This is a genomic window from Actinophytocola sp. (assembly GCF_035634895.1).
In the GTDB taxonomy this organism is placed as follows: Bacteria; Actinomycetota; Actinomycetes; order Mycobacteriales; family Pseudonocardiaceae; genus Actinophytocola.
The window spans coordinates 1-21,813 of sequence record NZ_DASQCC010000139.1 but is presented as its reverse complement, the minus strand read 5'-3'; the positions used below and the strand labels follow the sequence as shown (position 1 = coordinate 21,813).

Sequence of the window (21,813 nt, the reverse complement as noted above, 5' to 3'; positions counted from 1 at the left end):
GTCGGTGGGCTGTCGGCGGTCCCCGCGACCCTGCGGGACATGAAGAACACGACAGTCCTCATCTCCGGCGCCAGCATCGCCGGTCCGGCCCTGGCGCTCTGGCTCGCCCGCTACGGCGCCACCGTCACCGTCGTCGAGCGGTCGCCCGTCCTCCGCGCCGGCGGCCAGGCCGTCGACTTCAAGGGCGACATCCACCGCACGGTCCTCACCAGGATGGGCATCCTCGACGAGGTCCACCGCCGCCAGACCGGTGGTCACGACCAGACCGTCGTCGACGCGCGGGGCAGGCCGCTCACCGTCATTCCCGGCGAGTTCACCGGCGGCGACGTCGAGATCCGCCGCGGTGACCTCGCCGACATCCTCCACCGGCGCACCAGGGACAGCTGCGAGTACGTCTTCGGCGACTCCGTCACCTCGCTCACCGAGTCCACCGGCGGGGTGCACGTCACCTTCGAACGCCAGGCCCCGCGCACCTTCGACCTCGTCGTCGGCGCCGACGGCATCCACTCCAACGTCCGCCGTCTCGCCTTCGGCCCGGAGCAGGACCACGTCCACTTCCTCGGCCACTACTACGCCCTCGCCAGCCTCGGCGTCCCCGGCGACGCGTTCATGTACAACGAGCCCGGCCGCATGGTCGCCGTCGGCGGTCCCAAGGCCGAGGCCTTCTTCGTCTTCGCCTCCCCCGAGCTGACCTACGACCGCTACGACCCCGACCAGCAGAAGAAGCTCCTGCTCGACGCCTACCGCGGTGGTGGCTGGCGGATCCCGGAACTGCTCGCCAAGGTTCCCGGCTGCACCGACCTCTACCTCGACACGATCAGCCGCGTCGCGATGGACGACTACGCCAGGGGTCGGGTCGTGCTGCTCGGCGACTCCGCGTACGGCAACACGCTCGGCGGCTTCGGCACCGGCCTCGCGGTCGTCGGCGCGTACGTGCTCGCGGGCGAGCTGCACCGGGCCGGCGGGGACCACACCGTCGCCTTCCGCCGGTACACCGAGCTGTTCCGCCCGTACGCGAAGGTCTCCAGGCAGGGCAACGCCGGCCGGTTCCTCGCGCCGCACACCAGGCGTGGCATCACCATGCGGAACTGGACGTTCAGGCACGCCGCCCTCTTCGGCGCGATGATGAAGCTCACCGACCGCTTCGCGACGAGGATCGACCTCCCGGACTACTGACGACCGCCGGATCGGGCGAACGCGCGGAGCCGATCAGCTCGACTCCTCTCGCACGTGCACACCTGACCCGAGCGCCAGAGGACAGCGCACTCGGGTCAGGTGTGCACGAACCCGCAAGTTCGGTGTGTCCGAGCGCGGGAGTCGGTGTGTTTGAACGCGGGACTCGCGGTGTTTGAACGCGGGACTCGCGGGGGGTCAGGGGTGGAGGACGTTCGTGCCGAGTTTGTGGACCAGGTCGGCGAACTCGGCGCGTTCGGTTGGGGAGAGTGCGCGCTCGTACTCGGCCGCGAGGAGGCGGTCGGTGATCTCCTGGGCCTGGACGTGGCGGTCCTTGAGGTGGTCGCAGTTCGGCAGTTCGGCACGCCAGCCGAGGAACCGCGCCTGCGACTCTCCCTCGTTGGCGAGGATGGCCTCGAGGGGTCCCAGCCCGACCGCGGTCGTCGCGACCAGGTGGACCGAGCCCCGCCACTCACGCATCACGTGCACGAGCTGGAGCAGGCGGCCGACGCCGCCGTCGGCGCGCGGTTCGGCCCGCCACCCGGCGAACAGCGACAGGCACGACTCGTCGGCCGCGTCGACGACCCGCTCGGCCAGCTCGGACAGCCGGTCGGTGTGCTCGAAGCCGGTGAGGTGGTCCTCCGCCCACGCCGCGCAGGCCTCGGCGTACCGGCGGGCGCTCTCCCTCGGCGTGGCGAACGCGAGGCCCCGGTCCCACATGAGCCGCACGAGACCCGGGTCCCACCAACCGAAGGCCGCGATCACGACGCCGGGGTCGACGTCCCCGAGCACCCCGCCGCGCCCGGCGAAGTAGAACGTCCTGGGCTTGTCGTAGCCGTACTCGACGCCCCGTCGTCCCGTGTCCTCGTGGATCATCCACGCGGTGCCGACATCGTGCAGCACGTGGTCGGCGGCCTGGACGGTCTGTTGTCCACTCAGCTCTGGCATAGCTTCGGAGACTACTTGGGTTGCCGGGCACTCCAGTCGTCCTGCCTGGCCTTCAGGCCGTCCCAGACCTCGGCCGGGACCAGCTCGCGCACCGCGTCCGCGACACCGTCGAGCAGTCGCGCACCGCGCTCGCTCGCCCCGAGCGGGCCGGGGTCGTAGGTCATGCCGCCGGCCATGCCGCCGTCCATGGCCTCGGCCGGGCCGAACACCCCCAGGTCACGCAGCCGCCCGTACAGGGCCGTCCGCTGCTCGGCGTTGATGTCGACGCTCTCCCGCCACGGCGTCGACTCGCCGTACCCCGGCCGCCACTCGACCACGGCCGTCGACGCGTCGAACGTCAGCCGCCACCGGAAGTGGTAGGGCGGCGGGACCGAGCCGTTGGCGTACTCGACCGTGCCGGCGAAGTCGGCCGGCATCACCTGCCCGTCGGCCTCCGGGGCGCCGGCATGGCGCTCCGCACAGCCGGCCACCAGCACCAACACGACGAGGAACACGGCACGCATGCCGGTGGACCACCGGTGGCGTGCCGTGGTTCCCGTCAGGTCGGCGTGGTCGACATGGACGCGGCGATCCTCGGCAGCTCCTCGGCCCACTCCTGCGCACCGAACTGCCAGTTGTGGCCGCCCGGCTGGACGACCACCTGGGCGTCGATGCCGTCCGTCCGGCACGCCGCCGCGAGGCGGTACGCGGCCCGGGTCGTCCGGTGCTCCAGCGTCCCGTCCGCGAAGACGCCGTACACGCCGTGGTAGCGGGGATGGTGCGCGAGCACCGTCAGCGGGTCGTGCGCCGCCCACGCCGCCCGGCTGCCGCCGTACAGCGTGGCGATCGTGGTCGCCCGGTCGCCGACGTTCGGGCCGACGTCGCCGGAGATGTCGAGGAAGCGGGTGAACACGTCCGGGTGCTCGACGGCCAGGTCGACCGCGCAGGTGCCGCCCATCGACCAGCCCGCGACGCCCCAGCCCGTCGGCGACACGCCGAAGTGCGCGGCCATGTAGGCCGGGATGTCCTTGACGAGGTGGGCCTCGGAGTTGCCGTGCGGCCCGTCGACGCACTCGGTGTCGACGGTGAACCCGCCCGACGCGTCGGCGAACACCAGGATCGGCGCGCGGCCGTGGTGGTGCCGCGCGTACAGGTCGGCGACGCCGATCGCGTTGCCCGCCCGCAGCCAGTTCTGCGGAGTCGAGAACTCGGCACCGATCATCTCGATTACCGGAAACTGTTCTTTTCGACCGGACCGGAACCACGCGGGCGGCAGGTAAACGAATTCCTCCCGATGAGTAAAATGACTGTAAGTGTCGGGAATGTTCACCGGGACCACCCGCCCGTCCGGGGTGCTCCGATCCACCGTGGACAGCTGGCCGGCACCCACCTGCGATGGCACCGGCTGCCCGGCCAGCTCACCGAACGCGGCACCCACCGTCGGGTAGTAGCCGACGAAGGTGTTCACCGTGCTGGCCGCCGAGGCCGCCGCGAGCACAACCGCACCCGCCGCCGCGAACCGCCGCCACGACTGCCCGCGCCACACGGCCATGACCAGCGCGAACACAATCACTCCGACCCAGAACCACACCTCGTCCGGCAGCGGCTCGGGCTGCTGGAGCGCGTCGTTCGCGACGATCGAGACGATCACCGCGACGGCGACGGCGGCCACGAGGGCCACCGGCACGACACGCGTCCACCAGCGCCGGTCCCACCGCGCGACCGCCACGACGGCGGCGACGAGGGCGGCGATCCGGAGGGTAGTCGGCAACCATCCGGACAGCAGTGACACACTCACGCCCGCCATTGTGATGGAAATTCCTGAGAGTTGGCTGAAATACGGACTCCGGGATGGCGATCACGTTTTTCCGGGCGTATCAATTGAGGCGGCGAAGGGGCGATGCCATGCGAAACACCTGGGGTGTCTACAACGGAGGCGCGGTCCGGGTGCTGGCGACGACGACACGGGTCGCCGGCCTGCTGGCGATCCTCGTGGTCGCACTGCCGTTCGGACGCCGGATGTTCCGGCCCTCGATCGCGACCTGGTTCGGCGTGCCGTACCAGGCGCATGTCGGCGCGTTGATGGTGACCGCGGTCGCCGGGGTCGGGCTGCTGATGCTCGCGACCGGGCTGCGGCGGCGCAAGCGGCGCGCTTGGCAGCTCGCGGTGACCCTCACGGCGCTGATCGCCGTGCTCCAGCTGGTGTTCCGGCACGCGATCGTGGCGCCGGTGGTCACGGCGGCGTTGTTCGTGGCGCTGGTGGCGTACCGCCGCGAGTTCACCGCCGCGCCGGACCCGGTGACCGGCCGGTGGCTCGGCATCCGGGTGTTCCTGCAGGTCGCGCTCGGCGGCGTGCTGATCAACTTCGTGATCATGCTGTTCGCGCGGCACCGGCTGCTCGGCCACCCGTCGGTGGACGACCGCCTGACGCACGCGGCCCTGTCGCTGGTCGGCATCGAGGGCCCGGTCGGCTTCCGGGTGGAGTTCCTGGACGACCTGACGGCGGCGATCGGCCTGGCGAGCGGCATCACGGCGGCCGTGCTGGGCGGGTACTTCCTGCTGCGGTCGGCCGAGCCGGCGCCGCTGGGGTGCGCGGACGCCAAGCTGCGGCGGCTGGTGGGGCCGCAGGACTCGCTGGCGTACTTCGCGTTGCGGCCGGACAAGTCGGTGGTGTTCTCGCCGTCGGAGAAGGCGGCGGTGACCTACCGCGTGCTGGCCGGGGTGGCGCTGGCCTCCGGCGACCCGCTGGGCGATCCGGAGGCGTGGCCGGGCGCGATCGAGGCATACCTGGAGACCTGCGCCGGACACGGCTGGGTGCCGGCGGTGCTGGGCTGCTCGGAGCGCGGCGCGACGGTGTGGACGAGGCATGGCCTGCGTGCGCTGGAGCTGGGTGACGAGGCGGTGGTCGACGCGACGACGTTCACGGTCGACGGTCGCGCGATGCGGGACGTGCGGCAGCTGGCGGCGCGTGCCCGCCGTGCCGGCTACACGGTCCGCGTGCGCCGGGCCGCCGAGGTGTCCGAAGTGGAGCGTGCGCGACTCTCCGAGCTGGCCGAGGAATGGCGTGGCACGGAACCGGAACGCGGCTTCTCGATGGCCCTGTGCCGCACGGCGGCGGCGGACGACCCGGACTGCGTGCTGGTGACGGCGGAACGGGACGGCCGGTGCGACGGGCTGTTGCAGTTCGTCCCGTGGGGCGCGGAGGGCCTGTCGCTGGACGTGATGCGCCGTGACCGGGCGGCGACGGGTGGGCTGAACGAGCTGATGATCACGTCGTTGCTGGCGGGGTGTGCTTCGCTCGGGGTGCGGCAGGTCTCACTGAACTTCGCGGTGTTCCGGGCGGCACTGGAACGCGGCGAGCGGATCGGCGCCGGACCCGTGGCCCGCGCGTGGGCGTCCCTGCTGCGCCTCGGCTCGAGGTGGTGGCAGATCGAAAGCCTGTACCGCTTCAACGCCAAGTTCCAGCCGACGTGGGTGCCTCGCTTCATCGCGTTCCCGGCCGCCAGGGAACTACCCAGGATCGCGTTGGCGGCCATGGAGGCGGAGGGTTTCGGCGGCCGGCCGCGGGTGCTTCTCCGCGCCCTGCAACGGGTCTGACGGTCCGCCCGGCAACCCGTGCCGCGGTCTCACAGCTCCGGCAGGCGCCGCCGCAACAGGCAGAACTCGTTGCCCTCCGGATCCTGGAGGGGGTACCACGCCTCCTCGCCCGTCTGGCCGATGTCGGCCGGCCGCGCGCCCAGCGACAGCAGTCGCGCCAGCTCCGCGTCCTGGTCCCGGTCGACCGGGTTCACGTCGAGGTGCAGCGGCAGCTTCCCCGCCTTCGGCGTGGCGGTCCGGCTGAACACGAGCGTCGGGGCCGCGCCGCCGAAGCCCGAGGCGGGGCCGATCTCGATGCCGTCGTCCGGCTCCTCGCGGCTCAGCTCGACATAGCCCAGCACCTCCGCCCAGAAACGCGACAGCGCCACCGGGTCGGCGCAGTCGACCACCAGCTCAGAGATTCGGCAGCTCATCAGAACCTCGACAGTGTCCGGTCACGGGCGGTCTCCAGCTGACGGGTGATCGAACCCGCCGCGACGATCCTACGGTGCGGGCGGATCGCCCGCGTTCGTGGAACGGACCAGGTGCCTACCGCAGTGGGAACTCCACGCCGTGCTCCGACTCCGGGCGCGGGCCGAAGATGCGCCGCTCCGACTCGTCGATGGCCAGGTCGTTGATGCTTGCCTCGCGGCGCGCCATCAGCCCGTTCCCCGCGAACTCCCACAGCTCGTTGCCGTAGCTGCGCCACCATTGCCCGTCCGCGTCCCGGCACTCGTACTGGAAGCGGACACCGATGCGGTTGCCGTCGAACGCCCAGAGATTCTTGCGCAGCGCGTAGTCCAGCTCCCGCGCCCACTTCCCCGCCAGGAACGCGACCACCTCGTCGCGACCGGACACGAACGTGTCCCGGTTGCGCCACACGGTGTCCGGCGTGTACGCCATCGCGACGCGGTGCGGGTCGCGGGTGTTCCAGGCGTCCTCCGCCGCCTGGACCTTTCTCAGCGCGGCCTCCCGGGAGAACGGGGGAAGCGGCGGGCGGCTCTCGGACACGGCGACCTCCTCGGGACGAGAACGAGCGTTCTCACGTAAGCTAGAGAACGATGGTTCTCAGAGTCAAGGAACACGATGGATCTCCAGACCGCCCAGGCCCGGGTGCTCGCCACCGCGGCGGACCTCTTCTACACCCGCGGCGTGCACACCGTGGGCATGGACGACATCCGCGACGCGTCCGGTGTGTCGCTCAAGCGTCTCTACCAGCTGTTTCCCAACAAGGAACGCCTGGTGACGGCCTACCTCCAGCGCCGGGACGTCTGGTGGCGCGCCCGCCTGGCCGAGCACGTGGCCGCCTGTGCGGACCCACGTGAGCGGCCACTGGCCGTGTTCGACTGGATGCATGGCTGGTTCCACCAGCCGGACTACCGCGGCTGCGCGTGGATCAACTGCTACGGCGAGCTGGGCGCGACGTCCGGCCCGGTCGCCGAGGAGGCCCGCACGCACAAGGAGGGCTTCCGCGAGTTCCTGCGTGGACTCGCGGTGGACGCCGGCCTGACCGCGGAGACCGGCGACCACCTGTTGCTCCTGGCCGAGGGCGCGATCGTCACGTCCGCGCTGACCGGGGACCTCGACGCCGCCATGACGGCACGCGCGGCCGCGGCGAAGCTGTTGAGCTAACGTCGGTGTCATCCGGGAGCGTTGTGAAGGACGAACGGAGCGACCCATTCCATGCGGTACAGGAGACTTGGCCGGTCCGGCCTGGAAGTGTCCACGGTGGTTCTCGGCTGCATGAGCTTCGGGGACCCGAACCGCGGCAGTCACACGTGGACCCTCGACCTCGAGGCGTCGCGACCGCTCATCCGCGCGGCACTCGAGGCCGGCGTGAACACCTTCGACACCGCGAACGTCTACTCGCTCGGCTCCAGCGAGGAGATCACCGGGACGGTGCTCGGCGAGCTGGCGAGACGCGAAGAGATCATCATCGCGACGAAGGTGAACGGCCGCGTTGGACCGGGGCCGAACGGCGAGGGCCTGTCCCGCGGCGCGATCATGACGCAGATCGACGCGTCGCTGCGCCGGCTGGGCACGGACTACGTTGACCTGTACCAGATTCACCGGTTCGACCCGAACGTCCCGATCGAGGAGACCATGGAGGCCCTCGACGACGTGGTGCGTGCCGGCAAGGCCCGGTACCTCGGCGCATCGTCGATGTACGCGTGGCAGTTCGCGCAGATGCAGCACGCGGCGGACCTGAACGGCTGGACCCGCTTCGTGTCGATGCAGGACCAGTACAGCCTGGTCATGCGCGAGGAGGAGCGCGAGATGCTCCCCTACTGTGTCGACCAGGGCGTGGGCACGCTGCCGTGGAGCCCACTCGCGCGCGGCAGACTCACCCGCGACTGGGACGAGACGACGTCCCGCTCCGCGAACGACGAGTTCGGCAGCTCGCTGTACCGGCAGGTCGAGGAGGCGGACCGCCGGGTCGCGGCGGCCGTCGCCGCCGTGGCGGGCGAGCGTGGGGTGCCGCGGGCGCAGGTCGCGCTGGCGTGGCTGCTGCACAAGCCCGCGGTCACGGCCCCGATCTTCGGCGCGACCAAGCCACACCATGTGACGGACGCGGTCGCGGCCGTGGAACTGGAGCTGTCGGACGACGAACTGGCCAGGCTGGAGGCCGACTACGTGCCGCACCTGCCAGAAGGGTTCTAGCGAGGACGGCCCGCGCGCCAGGCACGCGGGCCGCCGAGGCGTCGGTCACGGGAGCCCGTTGAGGAACGGCCGATGGCTGTTCTGGAACTCCCATCCGTAGTACCTGTCCCAGTTGACCGACCACGTCATCAGGCCGCGGAGGGCCGGCGACGCTCCGCCCCGCAGCGTGTAGCCGCCGCAGTTCTGGTTGCGTGCCAGGCAGTTCACCGCCTGCTGGACCGTTCCCGGTGCGAGGTAACCGTTGCCGGCGCTCACGGCCGCCGGCAGGCCGACCGCGATCTGGTCGTCCCGCAGGCCGGGGAACGTCTGGCCCGTGCTGGCCACCGGGAAGCCGGCCCTGAGCATGTCGCCCATCGCGATGGGGAAGTCCGCGCCGCCCATGTTGTGGTACTGGTTGTCCAGGCCCATCACCGGTCCCGAGTTGTAGTTCTGGACCTGCAGCACGGTCAGCGAGTCCCGCAGCGCGTGGATCACCGGCAGGTACGACCCGGTGCGGTTGTCGCCGCCGCCCGCGCCGCCGTAGAACTGGTAACCCACCTGGACGAAGAACGTCTCCGGCGCCATCGTGAGGATGAACCTGCTGCCGTAGCGGGACTTCAGCGTCCGCAACGCCGAGATCAGGTTCACGATCACCGGCGTGGTCGGGTTGCGGAAGTCCGTGTCGCCGGCGTTGAGGTACAGGGAGTGGCCCTCGAAGTCGACGTCCAGTCCGTCGAGTCCGTACCTGTCGATGATCGCCGACACCGACTGGACGAACTTGTCCCGTGCCGCGGTCGTGGTCAGCTGGACCTGACCGTTCTGGCCGCCGATCGAGATCAGTACCTTCTTGCCCTGCGCCTGTTTCGCGCGGATCGCCGCGATGAAGTCGGCCTCGGACTCGACGTTCGGGCACTCGGCCACCGGGCAGAGTGTGAACCGGATGTCCCCGGAGGTCACCGAGGTCGGCTCGCCGAACGAGAGGTTGACGATGTCCCACGCGGCGGGCACGTCGGCCATCCGCACGTAGCCGGAGCCGTTGGCGAAGCTAGCGTGCAGGTAACCGATCAACGCGTGGCGCGGCAGGTTCGCCTGCTGGCAGCCGGACGTGGTGCCGGTGGCGGCCGCGCTGCGAGCCGACTCGCCCGCCGTGTTGTAGGCCGCCACGGTGTAGCTGTGCGTCTCGCACGCGCCCAGGCCGGTGACCGTCGCCGACGTGCCGGAGACGGTGGCGCGCAAGGAGCTTCCCTCGTAGACCCGGTACCCCGTCACGCCGCTGACCGCCGGCCAGGACAGTGCGATCGAGGACGCGGTCACCGCGGTGACTGACGGGTTGCCCGGTGTCGCCGGCGTGCCGGGAGTGCTGCCACCGGGTCCGTCGAGCGCCACGTCGTCCGCGTTGTAGGTGCCCGTGCCGTACCAGCCGTGCAGGTACAGCTGCGCGGACGTCTGGCCGGCGGCGGTGGTGAAGGACAGCGTCAACTGGGTGTAGGACGTGGACCCGGCCCACGTCGACGGCCCGTTCGTGATGCCGAGGTACACCGGGTTGCCCCGTACCCAGGCCGACACCGTGTACGCCGTGTTGGGCACGACGGTGACGGTCTGGGTGCACTGTGCGGTGTCGGACGCGGTCGCGTTGCCGGCCAACGCATAGCTCCCGGAGTGAACCGGGCCGGTCACGACGCTTCCGCCGGAGCACGACCAGCCGCCGAGGTTGCCGGACTCGAAGCCCGCGTTGGTCAGCAGGTTCGCCGCGCTCGCGGGCTGCGCGCCGGCCACGACGACCGTCAGGACGAGTGCGGCCACCGCCGCGATCGCCCGCCTCATGGCAGCGTGTCCAGGAACGGGGCGACGGTGCGCGCGAAGTTGTTGCCGTTGCTGACATCCCAGTTGATCGACCACGTCATGGCGCCGCGGATCGCGGGGTAGGTGTGCGGCGGGTGGAACGATCCGCAGTTCGTGCCGCGGGCGAGGCAGTCGAGCGCGTTGGTCACGACCGACGGCGCGACCACGCCACCACCCGCAGCCCCGGACCCTGCTGGCAGCCCCACCGCGACCTGGTCCGGGCGCAGCCCGTTCTCCAGCTGGATGCACGCGAGGGCGGTGATGAAGTTGACCGAGCCCTGCGAGTAGGCCTGCGACTGGTCGCAGCCGAGCATCGTGCCGGAGTTGTAGAACTGCGTGTGGACGGTCGTGAGGATGTCCTTGATGTTCAGTGCCAGCGCGAAGTACGAGCCGCCGGTGGACTGCATGTCGATCGTCTGCGGCGCCATCGTGATGATCAGGCTCGACCCGACCTGGTTGCGCAGGTTGCGCAGCGCCTGTGCCATGAAGGTGGGGTTGACGCCGTTCTCGAGGTCGATGTCGACGCCGTCGAACCCGTACGTGGCCATGATCGACCGGACGCTGTTGGCGAAGTTCGTGGCGGAGTTGGCGTCGCCGACCGACACCGTGCCGGTCTCGCCGCCGACCGAGAGGATCACCTTCTTACCGCGGCCGTGCAGGGTCGCGACGTCGGCCTTGAACTGGTCGTTCGTGTAGCCGCCGAGCGCGCTCGACAGCCCGGGGTCGACGCCGAAGGCGACCGCGCCGGGCGTGGACGTCGCCGTGGCGAACGCGATCGCGACGACGTCGTACTCGTTCGGCACGGCCGAGAGCCGCAGCTCGGTGGCCGGGTTGACGAAGTTGTGCCAGTAGCCGGTGAGGGTGTGGCGCGGCAGGTCGGCCTGCTGGCACCCGGAGGTGGTGCCGGTCGCGGGCGCGCTGCGGGCGGACTCCCCCGTCGTGTTGTAGGCGGTCACGGTGTAGGACCTGCTGGTGCACGCGGCGAGGCCGCCGAAGGTCGCCGAGGTGCCGGACACCGTGCTGACCAGTGAGTTCCCGTCGTAGACCCGGTACCCCGTCGCGCCGGACACGGCGTTCCAGCCGACGGTGATGCTGGTGCCGGTGGTCGCGGTGACCCGGACGTTGGCCGGCGTGGCCGGCGCGCCGGGCTGGCCGCCCCCGCCGCCCGCGCAGTCGCCGCCGTTCACCTTGCAGTTCTGCGGCGTCCCGGACCCGCTGGCGAGGAACCCGAAACTCGCCGAGGCGCCCGGTGCGAGCGTCCCGTTGTACTCCCGGTTCGCGAAGGTGTGGTGGTTGCCGCTGGAGGTGAGCAGGGCGTCCCAGTAGCTGCCGAGCGTGGTGCCCGACGGCAGGTCGAACTCGACCCGCCACGAGGTGATGGTGGCGGTGCCACCGTTGGTGATCGTGTACTTGCCCTCCCACCCGGAACCCCAGTCGGAGGTCTTGACGAAGACGGCGGTCTCCCCGGCGGCGGCCGCCGGAGAGGCAGGCACGAGCACGAACCCGAGAAGAAGTACGGAAAGGACAGTCAACAGGCGGCGTCGCATGACAACCTCCGAAACACGCGGAGAGCAGGGGGTAACCCGCGAGATTACCTACTTGTCTAGACCAATACCCCCTCAGTTGTCCAGACCTTTCCCCTCCGCAAACGCGCGAGTCCCGCACCCAAACACCGCGAGTCCCGCGTTCACCCATACCGAGTTGCGGTTTCGTGCACATCGAACCCGGTGGCGTGGCGCGGGCAGGCGGGTCTGCGTCACAATCCAGGGACATGCGTCAACTCCGTGCCATCGTCCATGCGCCGGCCCAGCCGGGCCAGGAACACGTGCCCGCCACGCGGGCCGGTCTCGAGGGGGCCAGACGCCGGGTGGTCACGCGAGCGGAAGTCCAGCGCGGTGGGACACGGGGCCCCTCTCCCCGACGTCGCCGCTACGCCCTGACCGGCTGCACGAAACCGCGACTCAAGGTGTTTGAACGCGAGACTCGCGCATCGGGGTCAGCTGGCGTGGATCTGGCGGGACACCGCGGCCGCCAGGTCGGCGACGAGGCGGCGCAGGCGGTCCGCGGCGACGTCCGACGAGACCGGGCCGCGGGTGCGCAAGGTCAGACCGGCCAGCTGGTCGCCATCGCGGTTCACGATCGGGGCCGTGAACTGGTCGCCGCTGAAGCGTTGCCATCGCATGTTCATGTGATACCGCGAGCCGTCGTGGCACACGATGTCGAGCTCCGCCAGCGTGCCGAGCAGCCGGTGCACGGTCGACTTCGGCAGCCCGCTGATCTGCACCAACCGTGCGAGCGGGAGACCGTCGGGACTACCGGCGAGCAGCTCCAGCAGCTGGAAGGCGCTACGTACCGAACGGTTCGGAGGGTTCATGCCGACCGCCTAACTGACGTTCCACTTTGAGAACGTAGTATTGCCGGATTGTAGGACAAAATCTACCCTGAGTTCGTCCTACCCGCCGGCCGAGGGATGTGCCCCGATGACCGTCGACAAACGCGCCCTGCGACGCGCCTACACCGCCAGCCTGTCCGGCACCGCGCTGGAGTACTACGACTTCGCCGCCTACTCGGTCGCCGCGGCCACCGTCTTCGGCGACCTGTTCTTCCCCTCCGGCGACGACCTCGCCGGCACGATGGCCGCGTTCTCCACCTACGCCATCGGCTACCTCGCCCGCCCGCTCGGCGGGTTCGTGTTCGGCCGGCTCGGCGACGTCATCGGCCGGAAGAAGGTCCTGGTCCACACGCTGCTGCTCGCCGGCATCTCGACCTTCCTGATCGGTGTCCTGCCGACCTTCAGCACGCTCGGCGCGGGCGCCGCGGTCCTGCTCGTGCTGCTGCGCTTCGCGCAGGGCGTCGCGGTCGGCGGCGAGTGGGGCGGCGCCGTTCTCCTGTCGAGCGAGTACGGCGACCCCCGACGCCGCGGGTTCTGGGCGTCCGCCGCCCAGATCGGCCCGCCGGCCGGCACCCTGCTCGCCAACGGCGTGCTCGCCCTGCTGGCCTGGCTGCTCACGGACGCCGCGTTCGACTCGTGGGGCTGGCGGGTCGCGTTCCTGCTGTCCGCGCTGCTCGTCGCGTTCGGGCTGTGGATCCGCCTGCGCCTCGAGGAAACCCCCGTGTTCAAGCAGATCGCGCAGAGCAAGGACCGGCCGACGGCGCCGCTGTCGGAGGTGACCAGGACCGAACTGCGTGCCGTGGTCGCCGGCCTGCTCGTGCGTGTCTGCCCGGACGTCCTGTACTCGCTGTTCACCGTCTTCGTGCTGACCTACATCGTCAAGGAGCTGGACATGAGCAAGGCGCAGGGCTCCCTCGCCATCATGATCGGCTCCGCGGTGCAGCTCGGGCTGATGCCGGCGTTCGGCGCGCTGTCCGACCGGATGAACCGCCGGCGGCTGTACCTGTACGGCACGATCGCCGCCGCGATCTGGCCGTTCGTGTTCTTCCCGATGATCGCCGGTGGCTCGTTCCTCGTACTGGTGATCGGCGTGGTGGTCGCACTCGTCATCCACGCGATGCTGTACGGCCCGCAGGCCGCGCTGATCACCGAGCAGTTCTCGCCACGCCTGCGGTACACCGGCAGCTCGCTCGCCTACACGCTCGCGGGCGTGATCGGCGGCGCGCCGGCCCCGCTCATCCTGGCGGCCCTGCTGAACTGGACGGGCTCGTGGCTCGTCCTCGCGGTGTACGTGGTGCTCACGGCCGTGCTGACCATGGTTGGCTTGTGGCTGGCACGCGACCCCGTGGAGGAGGTCGCGGTCACCGAGCCGAGGTCGGCGGAGGTGCTGACATGAGCGGAGCCCGCGAAGGCCGTGCGCACGAGGAGCTTTGCGAAGGCCGTCCGCACGAGGAGCTTGCGAAGGCCGTGCGCACGAATGGGACTTTCGTACGGGGCCAGGGAGCAAAAAGGACGGTCCGCTCGTTGCCATGGGAAGATCGTCGGGCAGGCAGGGGCGAGGTGACGTGGTGACGATCGACCTGAACTGCGACATCGCCGAGGGTTTCGGCGTGTGGCGCATCGCCGACGACGACGCGTTGCTGTCGGTGGTGTCGAGCGCGAACATCGCGTGCGGCTTCCACGCCGGTGACCCCGGCACGATGCGCAGGGCGTGCGTGACCGCGGTGAAGCACGGCGTCGCGATCGGCGCGCAGGTCAGCTACCGCGACCTCGCGGGCTTCGGCCGCCGCTTCATCGACGTGCCACCGATGGACCTCGTCGACGACATCCTGTACCAGCTGTCCGCGCTGCACGGGCTCGCGAAGGTGTCGGGCGGACGGCTGAGCTACGTGAAGCCGCACGGCGCGCTGTACAACGCGATCGTGACGCACGAGGCCCAGGCGGCGGCGGTCGTCGAGGCGGTCCGGCAGTTCGACGCCTCGCTCGCGGTGCTGGGCCTGCCCGGCTCGCGATGGCTGGCGCTGGCGGCGGAGGCCGGGCTCGAGACCGTCCCGGAGGCGTTCGCGGACCGCGCGTACACCCCGGAGGGCACGCTGGTGTCCCGCCGGGAACCCGGCGCGGTGGTCAGCGACGTCTCGGTGGTGACCGAACGGGCCGTGCGGTTCGCGACCGAGGGCACGGTGGTCGCGACCGACGGCTCGATCGTCGACGCGCAGGCCCGGTCGATCTGCGTGCACAGCGACACACCCGGCGCGTTCGAGCTGGCCAGGGCGGTGCGGACGGCGCTGGTCGCGGCCGGTTTGCGGGTGGCGAGCTTCACGTGAGGATTCGTCCGTGCGGTGAGGCGGCGTTGCTGATCGAGACGGAGGACGTGCTCGGTTGGTACACCGCGCTCACCGCCCGGCGGTTGCCAGGCGTGGTGGACCTGGTGCCGGCGGCCAGGACGGTGCTGGTGCGCTGCGAGTCCGCGGTGGACCTGGAGGCTCTGGCGTCACTCCTGTCCGGCGTGCGGCCGTTGTCGGCGGCGGTGACCGGGGACGAGGTCACGATCCCGGTCCGGTACGACGGCGCGGACCTGGCCGACGTCGCGAAGGCGGCGGGGCTGTCCGAGGACGAGGTCGTGACCGTCCACACCGGACCGGAGTACACCGTGGCGTTCACCGGCTTCGCACCGGGTTTCGGCTATCTGACGGGCCTTGACGAGCGACTTCGCCTGCCGCGCAGGGATACGCCGCGCACACGCGTGCCGGCAGGGGCGGTGGCGGTCGCGGGCGAGTTCACAGGGGTGTACCCGCGACCGTCACCGGGCGGCTGGCACCTGCTGGGCAGCACGACGGCGCCGCTGTGGGATCCGACCCAGGAGCCACCGGCGCTGCTGCGTCCCGGCACGAAGGTCCGCTTCGAGGCGGTGTCGGCGCTGCCCGCGGCGCCGACACCCACGGTGTCGGCTTCCGCTGTGTCAGGCGGGATCGAGGTAGTCCACTGTGGACCGCTGAGCACGGTGCAGGACACCGGTCGCCCCGGTTACGCCTCCCTCGGCGTCGGTCCGTCGGGTTTCGCGGACGCGGCGTCGGCGGGGCTGGCGAACCGCCTGGTGGGCAACGAGCCGTCGGCGGCGTGCCTGGAACTGTCGTTCGGCGCGACGCTGCGGTTCCGCGAGCCGGCGCGGGTGGTGGTGACGGGCGCGACCTGTGCGCTGACCAGGGACGGCCGGAGCGAGGCCATGAACGCGCCGTTCGACGTGCCGGCGGGCCAGACACTGGTCGTCGCGCCGGCCTCGGTGGGACTGCGGGCGTACGTGGCGGTCCGCGGCGGTCTGGCGGCGCCTTCGACGCTGGGCTCGCGGTCGACGGACGTGCTGTCGGGCCTGGGCCCGGACCCGCTGGCGGCGGGCATGGTGCTGCCCGTCGGCGACGGGTACGCGGGGCCGCCGCCGGCCGTGGAGGTGGCCCCGGTCGCGGCGCCGCACGCCGGGGACCTGGCGGTCCACGTGCTGCCCGGCCCCCGTGACGACTGGTTCGCCGAGGACGAGGTCCTCTTCGGCGGCCGCTACGAGGTGACGGCCGAGAGCAACCGTGTTGGCGTGCGCCTGTCGGGCCCGGCGCTCGAACGGTCCCGCGACGGGGAACTGCCGACGGAGGGCATGGTGGCGGGCGCGGTGCAGATCCCGCCGAGCGGCCAGCCGATCGTGTTCCTGGCCGACCATCCGGTGACGGGCGGTTACCCGGTGATCGGAGTGGTGCGCGCGGCGGACCTGCCGGTGGTGGCGCAGGCACGGCCCGGTCAGTCGATTCGGTTCATTCGGTCGGGTACTCGGAGACGATCTGCTGCTCGGCGTAGTCCAGGTACTTGAGCATGAGCCGTTCGGCGCGGGGCCCGTCGCCCGCGTCGACGGCCTCGAGGATCTCCTTGTTGCGCTCAAGGTAGGGCTCGTGGAAGCGCCGTGGGTCCGACATCGTCTGGAAGACGAGGCGCATCTCGGCGAGCATGTTGCGCATGAGCTCGTCGATGCGCGGGCTTTCTGCCACCGAGCCGACGGCCTGGTGGAAGAGCATGTTCGCGGTGCCGAGGGCGCGCCAGTCCTCGTCCCGCACGGCGCGGTCGCCGGCGGCGACCGCGGCGGCCATGTCGTCGGCCTGTGGGGGGCGTTTGTCGAGGCCGCGCAGCACCGTGCACTCGACGAGCTTGCGCACTCGGTAGAGGTCGGCGACGTCCTCGACGGTCAGCTTCCGGACGAAGACGCCGCGGTTCAGCACGTGCACGAGAAGTCGTTCGTGGGTGAGCAGGCGGAACGCCTCACGCAGCGAGTTGCGCGACACCCTCAGTTCCTTGACGATCTCGTCCTCGGCAAGCCGCGTTCCCGGCGGGTAGACCCCTTTGATGATCCGTTCCCGAAGCGCGGCGGCGAGCAGCTCGACCGTACTGGCGCGATCGAACAGCTTCCGATCGGCGTCCAGCTCGGCGTCCACAACACACTCCCAACATCCCTGACCAGCGACGTCCCGAGTCTATCGGATCGCCCTACAATCCCTCATCCACCCGATCAAGGATGGGACAGTTATCCGGAATTTCCTTTCCGATCATCTTCAGGTCTGGTAAATCTTCGACCACGGCGGCAGACTCGATTCGTGTCGACGACGTCCTTACGCATCCTCACGCTTCTCGCCGCCACCGCTACGGCGCTGGCGGTCGCCGCGCCCGCGAGCGCCGACCCGGTCCTCGATCCCAACGCCTCGACCAGCGACGCCGCCGCCTTCCCCGGTGACGACTTCCTGGCGAACGCGCGCCAGGCCACGACCGCGACCGCACCCCGGCTGGAAACCGCCACCCGCTCCAGGCCCGTCGCCCCCGGCGTGACGCTGCGCTCCTTCGACCGCTACGGCCCCGACGCGTACACCGGCGCCCCCACCTGGCTCCAGGCCGACAGCCTGTCCGTCGACCTCACCAGGGGCACCACCGTCGACTACCTCTTCCCCGGCCAGGTCGCCAAGGGCGAACCGCTCTCCGCGACGGCGAACCGGGCCCACGCGGTGGCCGCCGTCAACGGGGACTTCTTCGACATCAACAACTCCACCGCCCCGCTCGGCGTCGGCATCCAGAACGGCCGGCTGATCCAGTCGCCCGACGCCGACGGGACCTGGCGCCAGTCGTCCGCGATCCTCACCGAGAGCGGCATCGGCGACATCGGCGAGGTCCTCTTCCAGGGCACCGTCAGGACCCCGGCCGGCGACCGCCCCCTCGCCGGCGTCAACAAGCCGACGCTGCAGCCCAACGGCGTCGAGGCCTTCACCCCACTCTGGGGCACCTACTGCCGTTGCCGCGCAACACAAGGATCCGCCTCGGTCACCGAGGTCGAGATCGCGGACAACACCGTCACCGCCGTCCGCGACGCCGCCGGCGAGGGTGCGATTCCCGACGGCACCACGATCCTCGTCGGCCGGGACGACGCCGCCACTGCGCTGAAGGCGCTCAGGCCCGGCGATCACGTCAGCGTCGACTACCAGGCCCGCACCGCGGACGACCAGAAGATCCACGCCGCCATCAACGGCCGCCAGCTCCTCGTCGTCGACGGCGTCGCCCAGAAGGCCAGTCAGGGCAACAACGTGCCGGCCGCACCACGCACCGCGCTCGGTTTCTCGAAGGACGGCAGGAAGATGTTCCTGCTGAGCGCCGACGGCCGCCAGCCCGCGTTCGCGGAGGGCCTCGGGCTCGACGAGCTGGCCGACATGATGGTCGAGCTCGGCGCGTACACCGCGGTCAACCTGGACGGCGGCGGCTCCACCACGATCGTCGCCCGCGAGCCGGGCAACACGACCGCCCAGCTGGAGAACACTCCCTCCGACGGCGGGGAACGCAACGTGCCCAACGGTCTCGGCCTCTTCGCCCCCACGGGTTCCGGACGCCTCAAGGCCTTCTGGGTCGAGACCCGGCTCGACCCCACCCGCGCGTCCGGCTCGTCCGCCGTCGCGCCGAGCCACCCCGAGCGGGTCCTCCAGGGCCTCTCCCGCACCCTCACCGCGGCCGGCTACGACGAGACCTTCGGCCCCGCCACGGGCAATCCGCACTGGCGCACCGACAACGGCACCGTCCGCGACGGCGTGTTCACCGGCCGGCGGAAAGGCGCCGCCAGGGTGGTCGCGGAGGACCGGAACGCACGCGGCGAGGTCCAGCTGACCGTCCTCGGTCCGGTCCAGCGCACCAGGCCCACCCGCGAGCAGGTCGCGCTGACCGGCACCGCTGAGTCCGCCACGTTCGGCGTCCTCGGCTACGACGGCGAAGGCACCAGCGCACCCGTCGAACCACAGGACGTCACCCTCGGCTACGACCGGAACCTGCTCGACATCGCGCGGAACGCCGACGGCCAGTTCACCGTGAAGGCCAAGCAGCCCACCGGATCCGCGCTCGTCACCATCGACGTCCGCGGCAGGACGTCCGTGCTGCCGGTGACCGTCGGCCTCACCGAGGCCTCCGTCGCCGGCTTCGACGACCCGACCGGCTGGAGCTTCTTCGGCGAACGCGCGACCGGCGCCATCGCCCCCGCGGCCGGTCACACCGGCCAGGGCCTGCGCCTCACCTACGACTTCACCCAGAGCACCGGCACCCGCACCGGCGGCGCGCTCGCCCCGTCCGGGCTCGTGGTTCCGGGGCAGCCCAAGGCGATCCACGTGTGGGTGAACTCAACCGGCAAGGGCGAGTGGGCCAGTCTCCAGGCGTGGGACGGCAACGGCACGCTCCTGCCCGCGTTCCGTGCCGGCTTCCTCACCTTCACGGGCTGGCGCCAGCTGGAGTTCCCGGTGCCGGCCGGCACGGTGTACCCGTTGACACTGCGGCGTTTCTACGCGGCCGAGACCGACGCGAGCAAGAGCTACCAGGGCGACCTCGTGATCGACGACATCACCGCGATGGTCCCGCCGGCGCTCGACGTGCCGCCGCGGCCGGTGGTCCGGGATCCGATCATCCACACGACGGCCGGCGGCGACTGGCGCTTCGCGGTCATGTCCGACGCCCAGTTCGTCGCCCGCGACCCGGACAGCGACATCGTCCGCAACACCCGCCGCACCCTCCGCGAGATCAGGGCCGCCAGGCCGGACTTCCTCGTCATCGACGGCGACCTCGTCGACGAGGCGTCCGCGGCGGACTTCGCGCTGGCCAAGCAGATCCTGGACGAGGAGCTGCAAGGCACGCTGCCGTACTACTACGTGCCGGGCAACCACGAGCGCGCCAACAACAGCCTCGCGAACTTCAGTGCCGTGTTCGGGGCCACGCAACAGGTCTTCGACCACCGCGGCACCAGGTTCATCACGATGGACACGTCCGGCATCAACCTCCGCGCCAGTGACTGGACCCAGCTCGGCCGCCTGCGCACCGCGCTGGACGACGCCGCGAGGGACCGGCGGGTGAAGTCCGTGGTGCTCGTGGAGCACGTGCCACCCGACGACCCGACGCCGGCTCGCGCGAGCGAGTTGTCCGACCGCAAGGAGGCGGCGACCGTCGAGTCGTGGCTGTCCGGCTTCCATGACCGCACCGGAAAGGGCACCGCGTTCATCGGCGCCCACGTCGGCACGTTCCACGCCGGCCACGTGGACGGCGTGCCGTACTTCGTCAACGGCAACTCCGGCAAGAACCCCTCGACCCTGCCGGCGGACGGCGGTTTCACGGGCTGGTCCCTGTGGGGCGTCGACACGCACGGTCGCCGCGGCGACTGGCTGGCCGCCGAGGTCCGCCCGCACGTCGACACCCTGACCGTGGCCGCGCCCGACTCCCTCCCGACCGGTCAGTCCACGGTGGTCACCGCGAGCATCACCCAGGCCAACAGGACCGTGCCGGTCGCGTACCCGGTGTCGGCCAGGTGGTCCGCGTCCCCGAACGTCCACATCGGACGCATCGGGGACGCGAAGCGTTACCACAGCGCAGTGTTCGACCCGGCCACCGGCGAGCTGACGGCCCTGCGCCCGTCGACCGTGACGATCGCAGTGACGGTCAACGGGGTCACGACCCGCCACACGGTGGAACTGGTCCCGGCACAGGTGGCCGCGGCGGCCGGGCACTAGACCTCCCGCGGCGACTCGAACCGGCCGGCCCCCTGGTGCCGGCCGCGTTCGGGTCGTCGCCGCGTATCACCTGCCATGGTGAACAGCCTTACCGGCGAACCGGCGGCCGACAATTCACCGGCCGGGTGGCGTTCGGCGCGGACGGGCCCACTGTGCGTTGGTGTTCCACGGCATTCGGGTGGCGAATCCCACCACTTCGACCGTCCAGTGTCAACACGCCGAATTTCCTGGCAATTTCCCACCACGCCATACCCGACGAAAGTCGGTGACGACATCGCGGACACATTTCCTAAGAACGTGTTTGAGATCTTGGTCGGCGTGGCTGGTTGATCTTCGTGGTGGGGGCGGCCAGGGTGTCGTGGGTGGCTCGTGAGCAGAGGTATCCGTCGGATCTGACTGATGCGGAGTGGGTGGTGGTGGAGCCGTTGCTGCCGGCGCCGACTCAGCATCCGCGGGGTGGTCGGCCGGAGAAGCATCCTCGTCGGGACATCGTGGACGCGATCCTGTATGTGGTGCGCACCGGGTGCGCGTGGCGGCAGCTGCCGGTGGACTTCCCGCCTTGGGAGACGGTGTACTGGTACTTCACCCGGTGGGAACAGCAGAAGTTGACCTTCCGGATGGTTGACGCCCTGCGGGCCCAGGTCCGTACCAGCGAGGATCGAGACCCGGAACCGAGCGCTGGGTTGATGGACTCCCAGTCGGTCAAAGGCGCCGACACCGTCGGTGCCGAGACCCGTGGCTATGACGCGGGGAAGAAGATCAACGGCCGGAAGCGGTTCATCGTGACCGACACCCTCGGGCTCTTGCTGGTCGTGCTCGTGCTGCCGGCCAGCGTGCAAGATCGTGACGGCGCCAAGAAGCTGCTGCTGGAACTGCGGCATCGCCAACTCCTGTCCCGCGCCCGTCGTCGAGTGCGGCACCTGTTCGCCGACGGCGGGTTCGCTGGCGCCCTGGTCGACTGGGCACGCACCATCGTGAAGACCACGATCGAGGTCGTGCGCAAACCCCAGGGTCAGAAGGGATTCGCGGTGATCCCCAGAAGGTGGGCGGTCGAGAGGACGTTCGGCTGGCTCACCGCATACCGGCGCCTGGCCCGCGACTACGAACGCCACCCAGCCACCGCCGAGGCCATCATCCGCTGGGCCGCTATCGCCACCATGACTCGCCGCATCACCCGCGGACGGCCCGCCACCCGACCCGGACCACGCCACT

General features: G+C 70.7%; 18 protein-coding genes. 9 read left to right on the top strand and 9 right to left on the bottom strand.

From position 1 onward, the window contains the following. The first annotated feature begins 39 nt into the window (after window positions 1-39). Window positions 40-1,176, top strand: a complete 1,137-nt coding sequence (locus tag VET29_RS20260) for an FAD-dependent monooxygenase (RefSeq protein WP_324922700.1) — start codon at window positions 40-42, stop codon at window positions 1,174-1,176. A gap of 195 nt (window positions 1,177-1,371) precedes the next feature. On the opposite strand, the gene VET29_RS20255 is transcribed toward VET29_RS20260, so the two are convergent. From VET29_RS20255 to VET29_RS20245, 3 genes are read right to left on the bottom strand one after another with little or no spacing between them, the layout of a single operon-like run. Then, window positions 1,372-2,121 (bottom strand): SCO6745 family protein, encoded by a 750-nt coding sequence (locus VET29_RS20255; RefSeq protein ID WP_324922698.1) that lies wholly within the window; start codon window positions 2,119-2,121, stop codon window positions 1,372-1,374. A gap of 11 nt (window positions 2,122-2,132) precedes the next feature. Then, on the bottom strand, window positions 2,133-2,624 hold the full coding sequence (locus VET29_RS20250; protein WP_324922695.1) for a hypothetical protein: 492 nt from the start codon (window positions 2,622-2,624) through the stop codon (window positions 2,133-2,135). Window positions 2,625-2,659: 35 nt separating this feature from the next. Beyond that, a complete protein-coding gene (locus tag VET29_RS20245) occupies window positions 2,660-3,898 on the bottom strand; it encodes an alpha/beta hydrolase (protein WP_324922693.1) in 1,239 nt (412 codons plus the stop codon). 107 nt (window positions 3,899-4,005) lie between these two features. Here VET29_RS20245 and VET29_RS20240 point away from each other — a divergent pair, with 107 nt between their 5' ends. After that, window positions 4,006-5,697 carry a phosphatidylglycerol lysyltransferase domain-containing protein gene (locus VET29_RS20240; protein WP_324922691.1) on the top strand — a complete coding sequence of 564 codons (1,692 nt, stop codon included), beginning with the start codon at window positions 4,006-4,008 and terminating at the stop codon, window positions 5,695-5,697. A 29-nt stretch (window positions 5,698-5,726) separates the two neighbouring features. Here VET29_RS20240 and VET29_RS20235 read toward each other — a convergent pair whose 3' ends face one another. Both VET29_RS20235 and VET29_RS20230 read right to left on the bottom strand, forming a co-directional pair. Further along, the gene (locus VET29_RS20235; protein ID WP_324922689.1) at window positions 5,727-6,110 is read right to left on the bottom strand and encodes a VOC family protein; all 384 of its coding nucleotides are present in this window, start codon (window positions 6,108-6,110) and stop codon (window positions 5,727-5,729) included. Between the two features lie 115 nt (window positions 6,111-6,225). Next, complete coding sequence (locus tag VET29_RS20230) at window positions 6,226-6,687, bottom strand: nuclear transport factor 2 family protein (RefSeq protein WP_324922687.1); 462 nt, start codon at window positions 6,685-6,687, stop codon at window positions 6,226-6,228. 75 nt (window positions 6,688-6,762) lie between these two features. Between VET29_RS20230 and VET29_RS20225 the strand changes: the two genes are divergently transcribed. Both VET29_RS20225 and VET29_RS20220 read left to right on the top strand, forming a co-directional pair. Further along, window positions 6,763-7,308, top strand: a complete 546-nt coding sequence (locus VET29_RS20225; protein WP_324922685.1) for a TetR/AcrR family transcriptional regulator — start codon at window positions 6,763-6,765, stop codon at window positions 7,306-7,308. A gap of 51 nt (window positions 7,309-7,359) precedes the next feature. Next, window positions 7,360-8,337 (top strand): aldo/keto reductase, encoded by a 978-nt coding sequence (locus VET29_RS20220; RefSeq protein WP_324922683.1) that lies wholly within the window; start codon window positions 7,360-7,362, stop codon window positions 8,335-8,337. Between the two features lie 45 nt (window positions 8,338-8,382). Here the strand turns inward: VET29_RS20220 and VET29_RS20215 are convergent, their stop codons facing one another. The 3 genes from VET29_RS20215 to VET29_RS20205 all read right to left on the bottom strand — a co-directional run bounded on the left by VET29_RS20215 (window position 8,383) and on the right by VET29_RS20205 (window position 12,532). Further along, window positions 8,383-10,140, bottom strand: a complete 1,758-nt coding sequence (locus VET29_RS20215) for a glycoside hydrolase family 18 protein (protein WP_324922681.1) — start codon at window positions 10,138-10,140, stop codon at window positions 8,383-8,385. Beyond that, on the bottom strand, window positions 10,137-11,705 hold the full coding sequence (locus tag VET29_RS20210; RefSeq protein ID WP_324922679.1) for a chitinase: 1,569 nt from the start codon (window positions 11,703-11,705) through the stop codon (window positions 10,137-10,139). Before VET29_RS20210 ends, VET29_RS20215 begins: the two co-directional genes overlap by 4 nt. 449 nt (window positions 11,706-12,154) lie before the next feature. Next, window positions 12,155-12,532, bottom strand: coding sequence for a helix-turn-helix domain-containing protein (locus tag VET29_RS20205; protein ID WP_324922677.1), 378 nt, complete (start codon window positions 12,530-12,532; stop codon window positions 12,155-12,157). 106 nt (window positions 12,533-12,638) lie between these two features. On the opposite strand from VET29_RS20205, the gene VET29_RS20200 reads away from it, so the two are divergent. The 3 genes from VET29_RS20200 (at window position 12,639) to pxpB (ending at window position 16,403) form a co-directional block, all read left to right on the top strand. Continuing rightward, window positions 12,639-13,946: an MFS transporter gene (locus VET29_RS20200; RefSeq protein WP_324922675.1), complete on the top strand. Its 1,308-nt coding sequence runs from the start codon at window positions 12,639-12,641 to the stop codon at window positions 13,944-13,946. A gap of 133 nt (window positions 13,947-14,079) precedes the next feature. Next, window positions 14,080-14,874: a 5-oxoprolinase subunit PxpA gene (locus VET29_RS20195; protein WP_324922673.1), complete on the top strand. Its 795-nt coding sequence runs from the start codon at window positions 14,080-14,082 to the stop codon at window positions 14,872-14,874. Beyond that, window positions 14,871-16,403, top strand: a complete 1,533-nt coding sequence (gene pxpB, locus VET29_RS20190) for a 5-oxoprolinase subunit PxpB (RefSeq protein WP_324922671.1) — start codon at window positions 14,871-14,873, stop codon at window positions 16,401-16,403. Before VET29_RS20195 ends, pxpB begins: the two co-directional genes overlap by 4 nt. On the opposite strand, the gene VET29_RS20185 is transcribed toward pxpB, so the two are convergent. Continuing rightward, a complete protein-coding gene (locus VET29_RS20185) occupies window positions 16,348-17,019 on the bottom strand; it encodes a GntR family transcriptional regulator (protein ID WP_324922669.1) in 672 nt (223 codons plus the stop codon). The genes pxpB and VET29_RS20185 overlap by 56 nt on opposite strands. Before the next feature lie 159 nt (window positions 17,020-17,178). Here VET29_RS20185 and VET29_RS20180 point away from each other — a divergent pair, with 159 nt between their 5' ends. After that, window positions 17,179-20,601 carry a phosphodiester glycosidase family protein gene (locus VET29_RS20180; protein WP_324922665.1) on the top strand — a complete coding sequence of 1,141 codons (3,423 nt, stop codon included), beginning with the start codon at window positions 17,179-17,181 and terminating at the stop codon, window positions 20,599-20,601. 335 nt (window positions 20,602-20,936) lie between these two features. Then, the coding region (locus VET29_RS20175; protein WP_349256447.1) for an IS5 family transposase at window positions 20,937-21,813 on the top strand (877 nt) is incomplete at its 3' end.

Coding starts and splice junctions, on each gene's coding strand:
- VET29_RS20215 (WP_324922681.1), bottom strand. CDS start 10,140: ATGAGGCGGGCGATCGCGGCGGTGGCCGCACTCGTCCTGACGGTCGTC.
- VET29_RS20220 (WP_324922683.1), top strand. CDS start 7,360: ATGCGGTACAGGAGACTTGGCCGGTCCGGCCTGGAAGTGTCCACGGTG.
- VET29_RS20195 (WP_324922673.1), top strand. CDS start 14,080: ATGGGAAGATCGTCGGGCAGGCAGGGGCGAGGTGACGTGGTGACGATC.
- VET29_RS20255 (WP_324922698.1), bottom strand. CDS start 2,121: ATGCCAGAGCTGAGTGGACAACAGACCGTCCAGGCCGCCGACCACGTG.
- VET29_RS20260 (WP_324922700.1), top strand. CDS start 40: ATGAAGAACACGACAGTCCTCATCTCCGGCGCCAGCATCGCCGGTCCG.
- VET29_RS20200 (WP_324922675.1), top strand. CDS start 12,639: ATGACCGTCGACAAACGCGCCCTGCGACGCGCCTACACCGCCAGCCTG.
- VET29_RS20225 (WP_324922685.1), top strand. CDS start 6,763: ATGGATCTCCAGACCGCCCAGGCCCGGGTGCTCGCCACCGCGGCGGAC.
- VET29_RS20205 (WP_324922677.1), bottom strand. CDS start 12,532: ATGAACCCTCCGAACCGTTCGGTACGTAGCGCCTTCCAGCTGCTGGAG.
- VET29_RS20240 (WP_324922691.1), top strand. CDS start 4,006: ATGCGAAACACCTGGGGTGTCTACAACGGAGGCGCGGTCCGGGTGCTG.
- VET29_RS20235 (WP_324922689.1), bottom strand. CDS start 6,110: ATGAGCTGCCGAATCTCTGAGCTGGTGGTCGACTGCGCCGACCCGGTG.
- VET29_RS20210 (WP_324922679.1), bottom strand. CDS start 11,705: ATGCGACGCCGCCTGTTGACTGTCCTTTCCGTACTTCTTCTCGGGTTC.
- VET29_RS20250 (WP_324922695.1), bottom strand. CDS start 2,624: ATGCGTGCCGTGTTCCTCGTCGTGTTGGTGCTGGTGGCCGGCTGTGCG.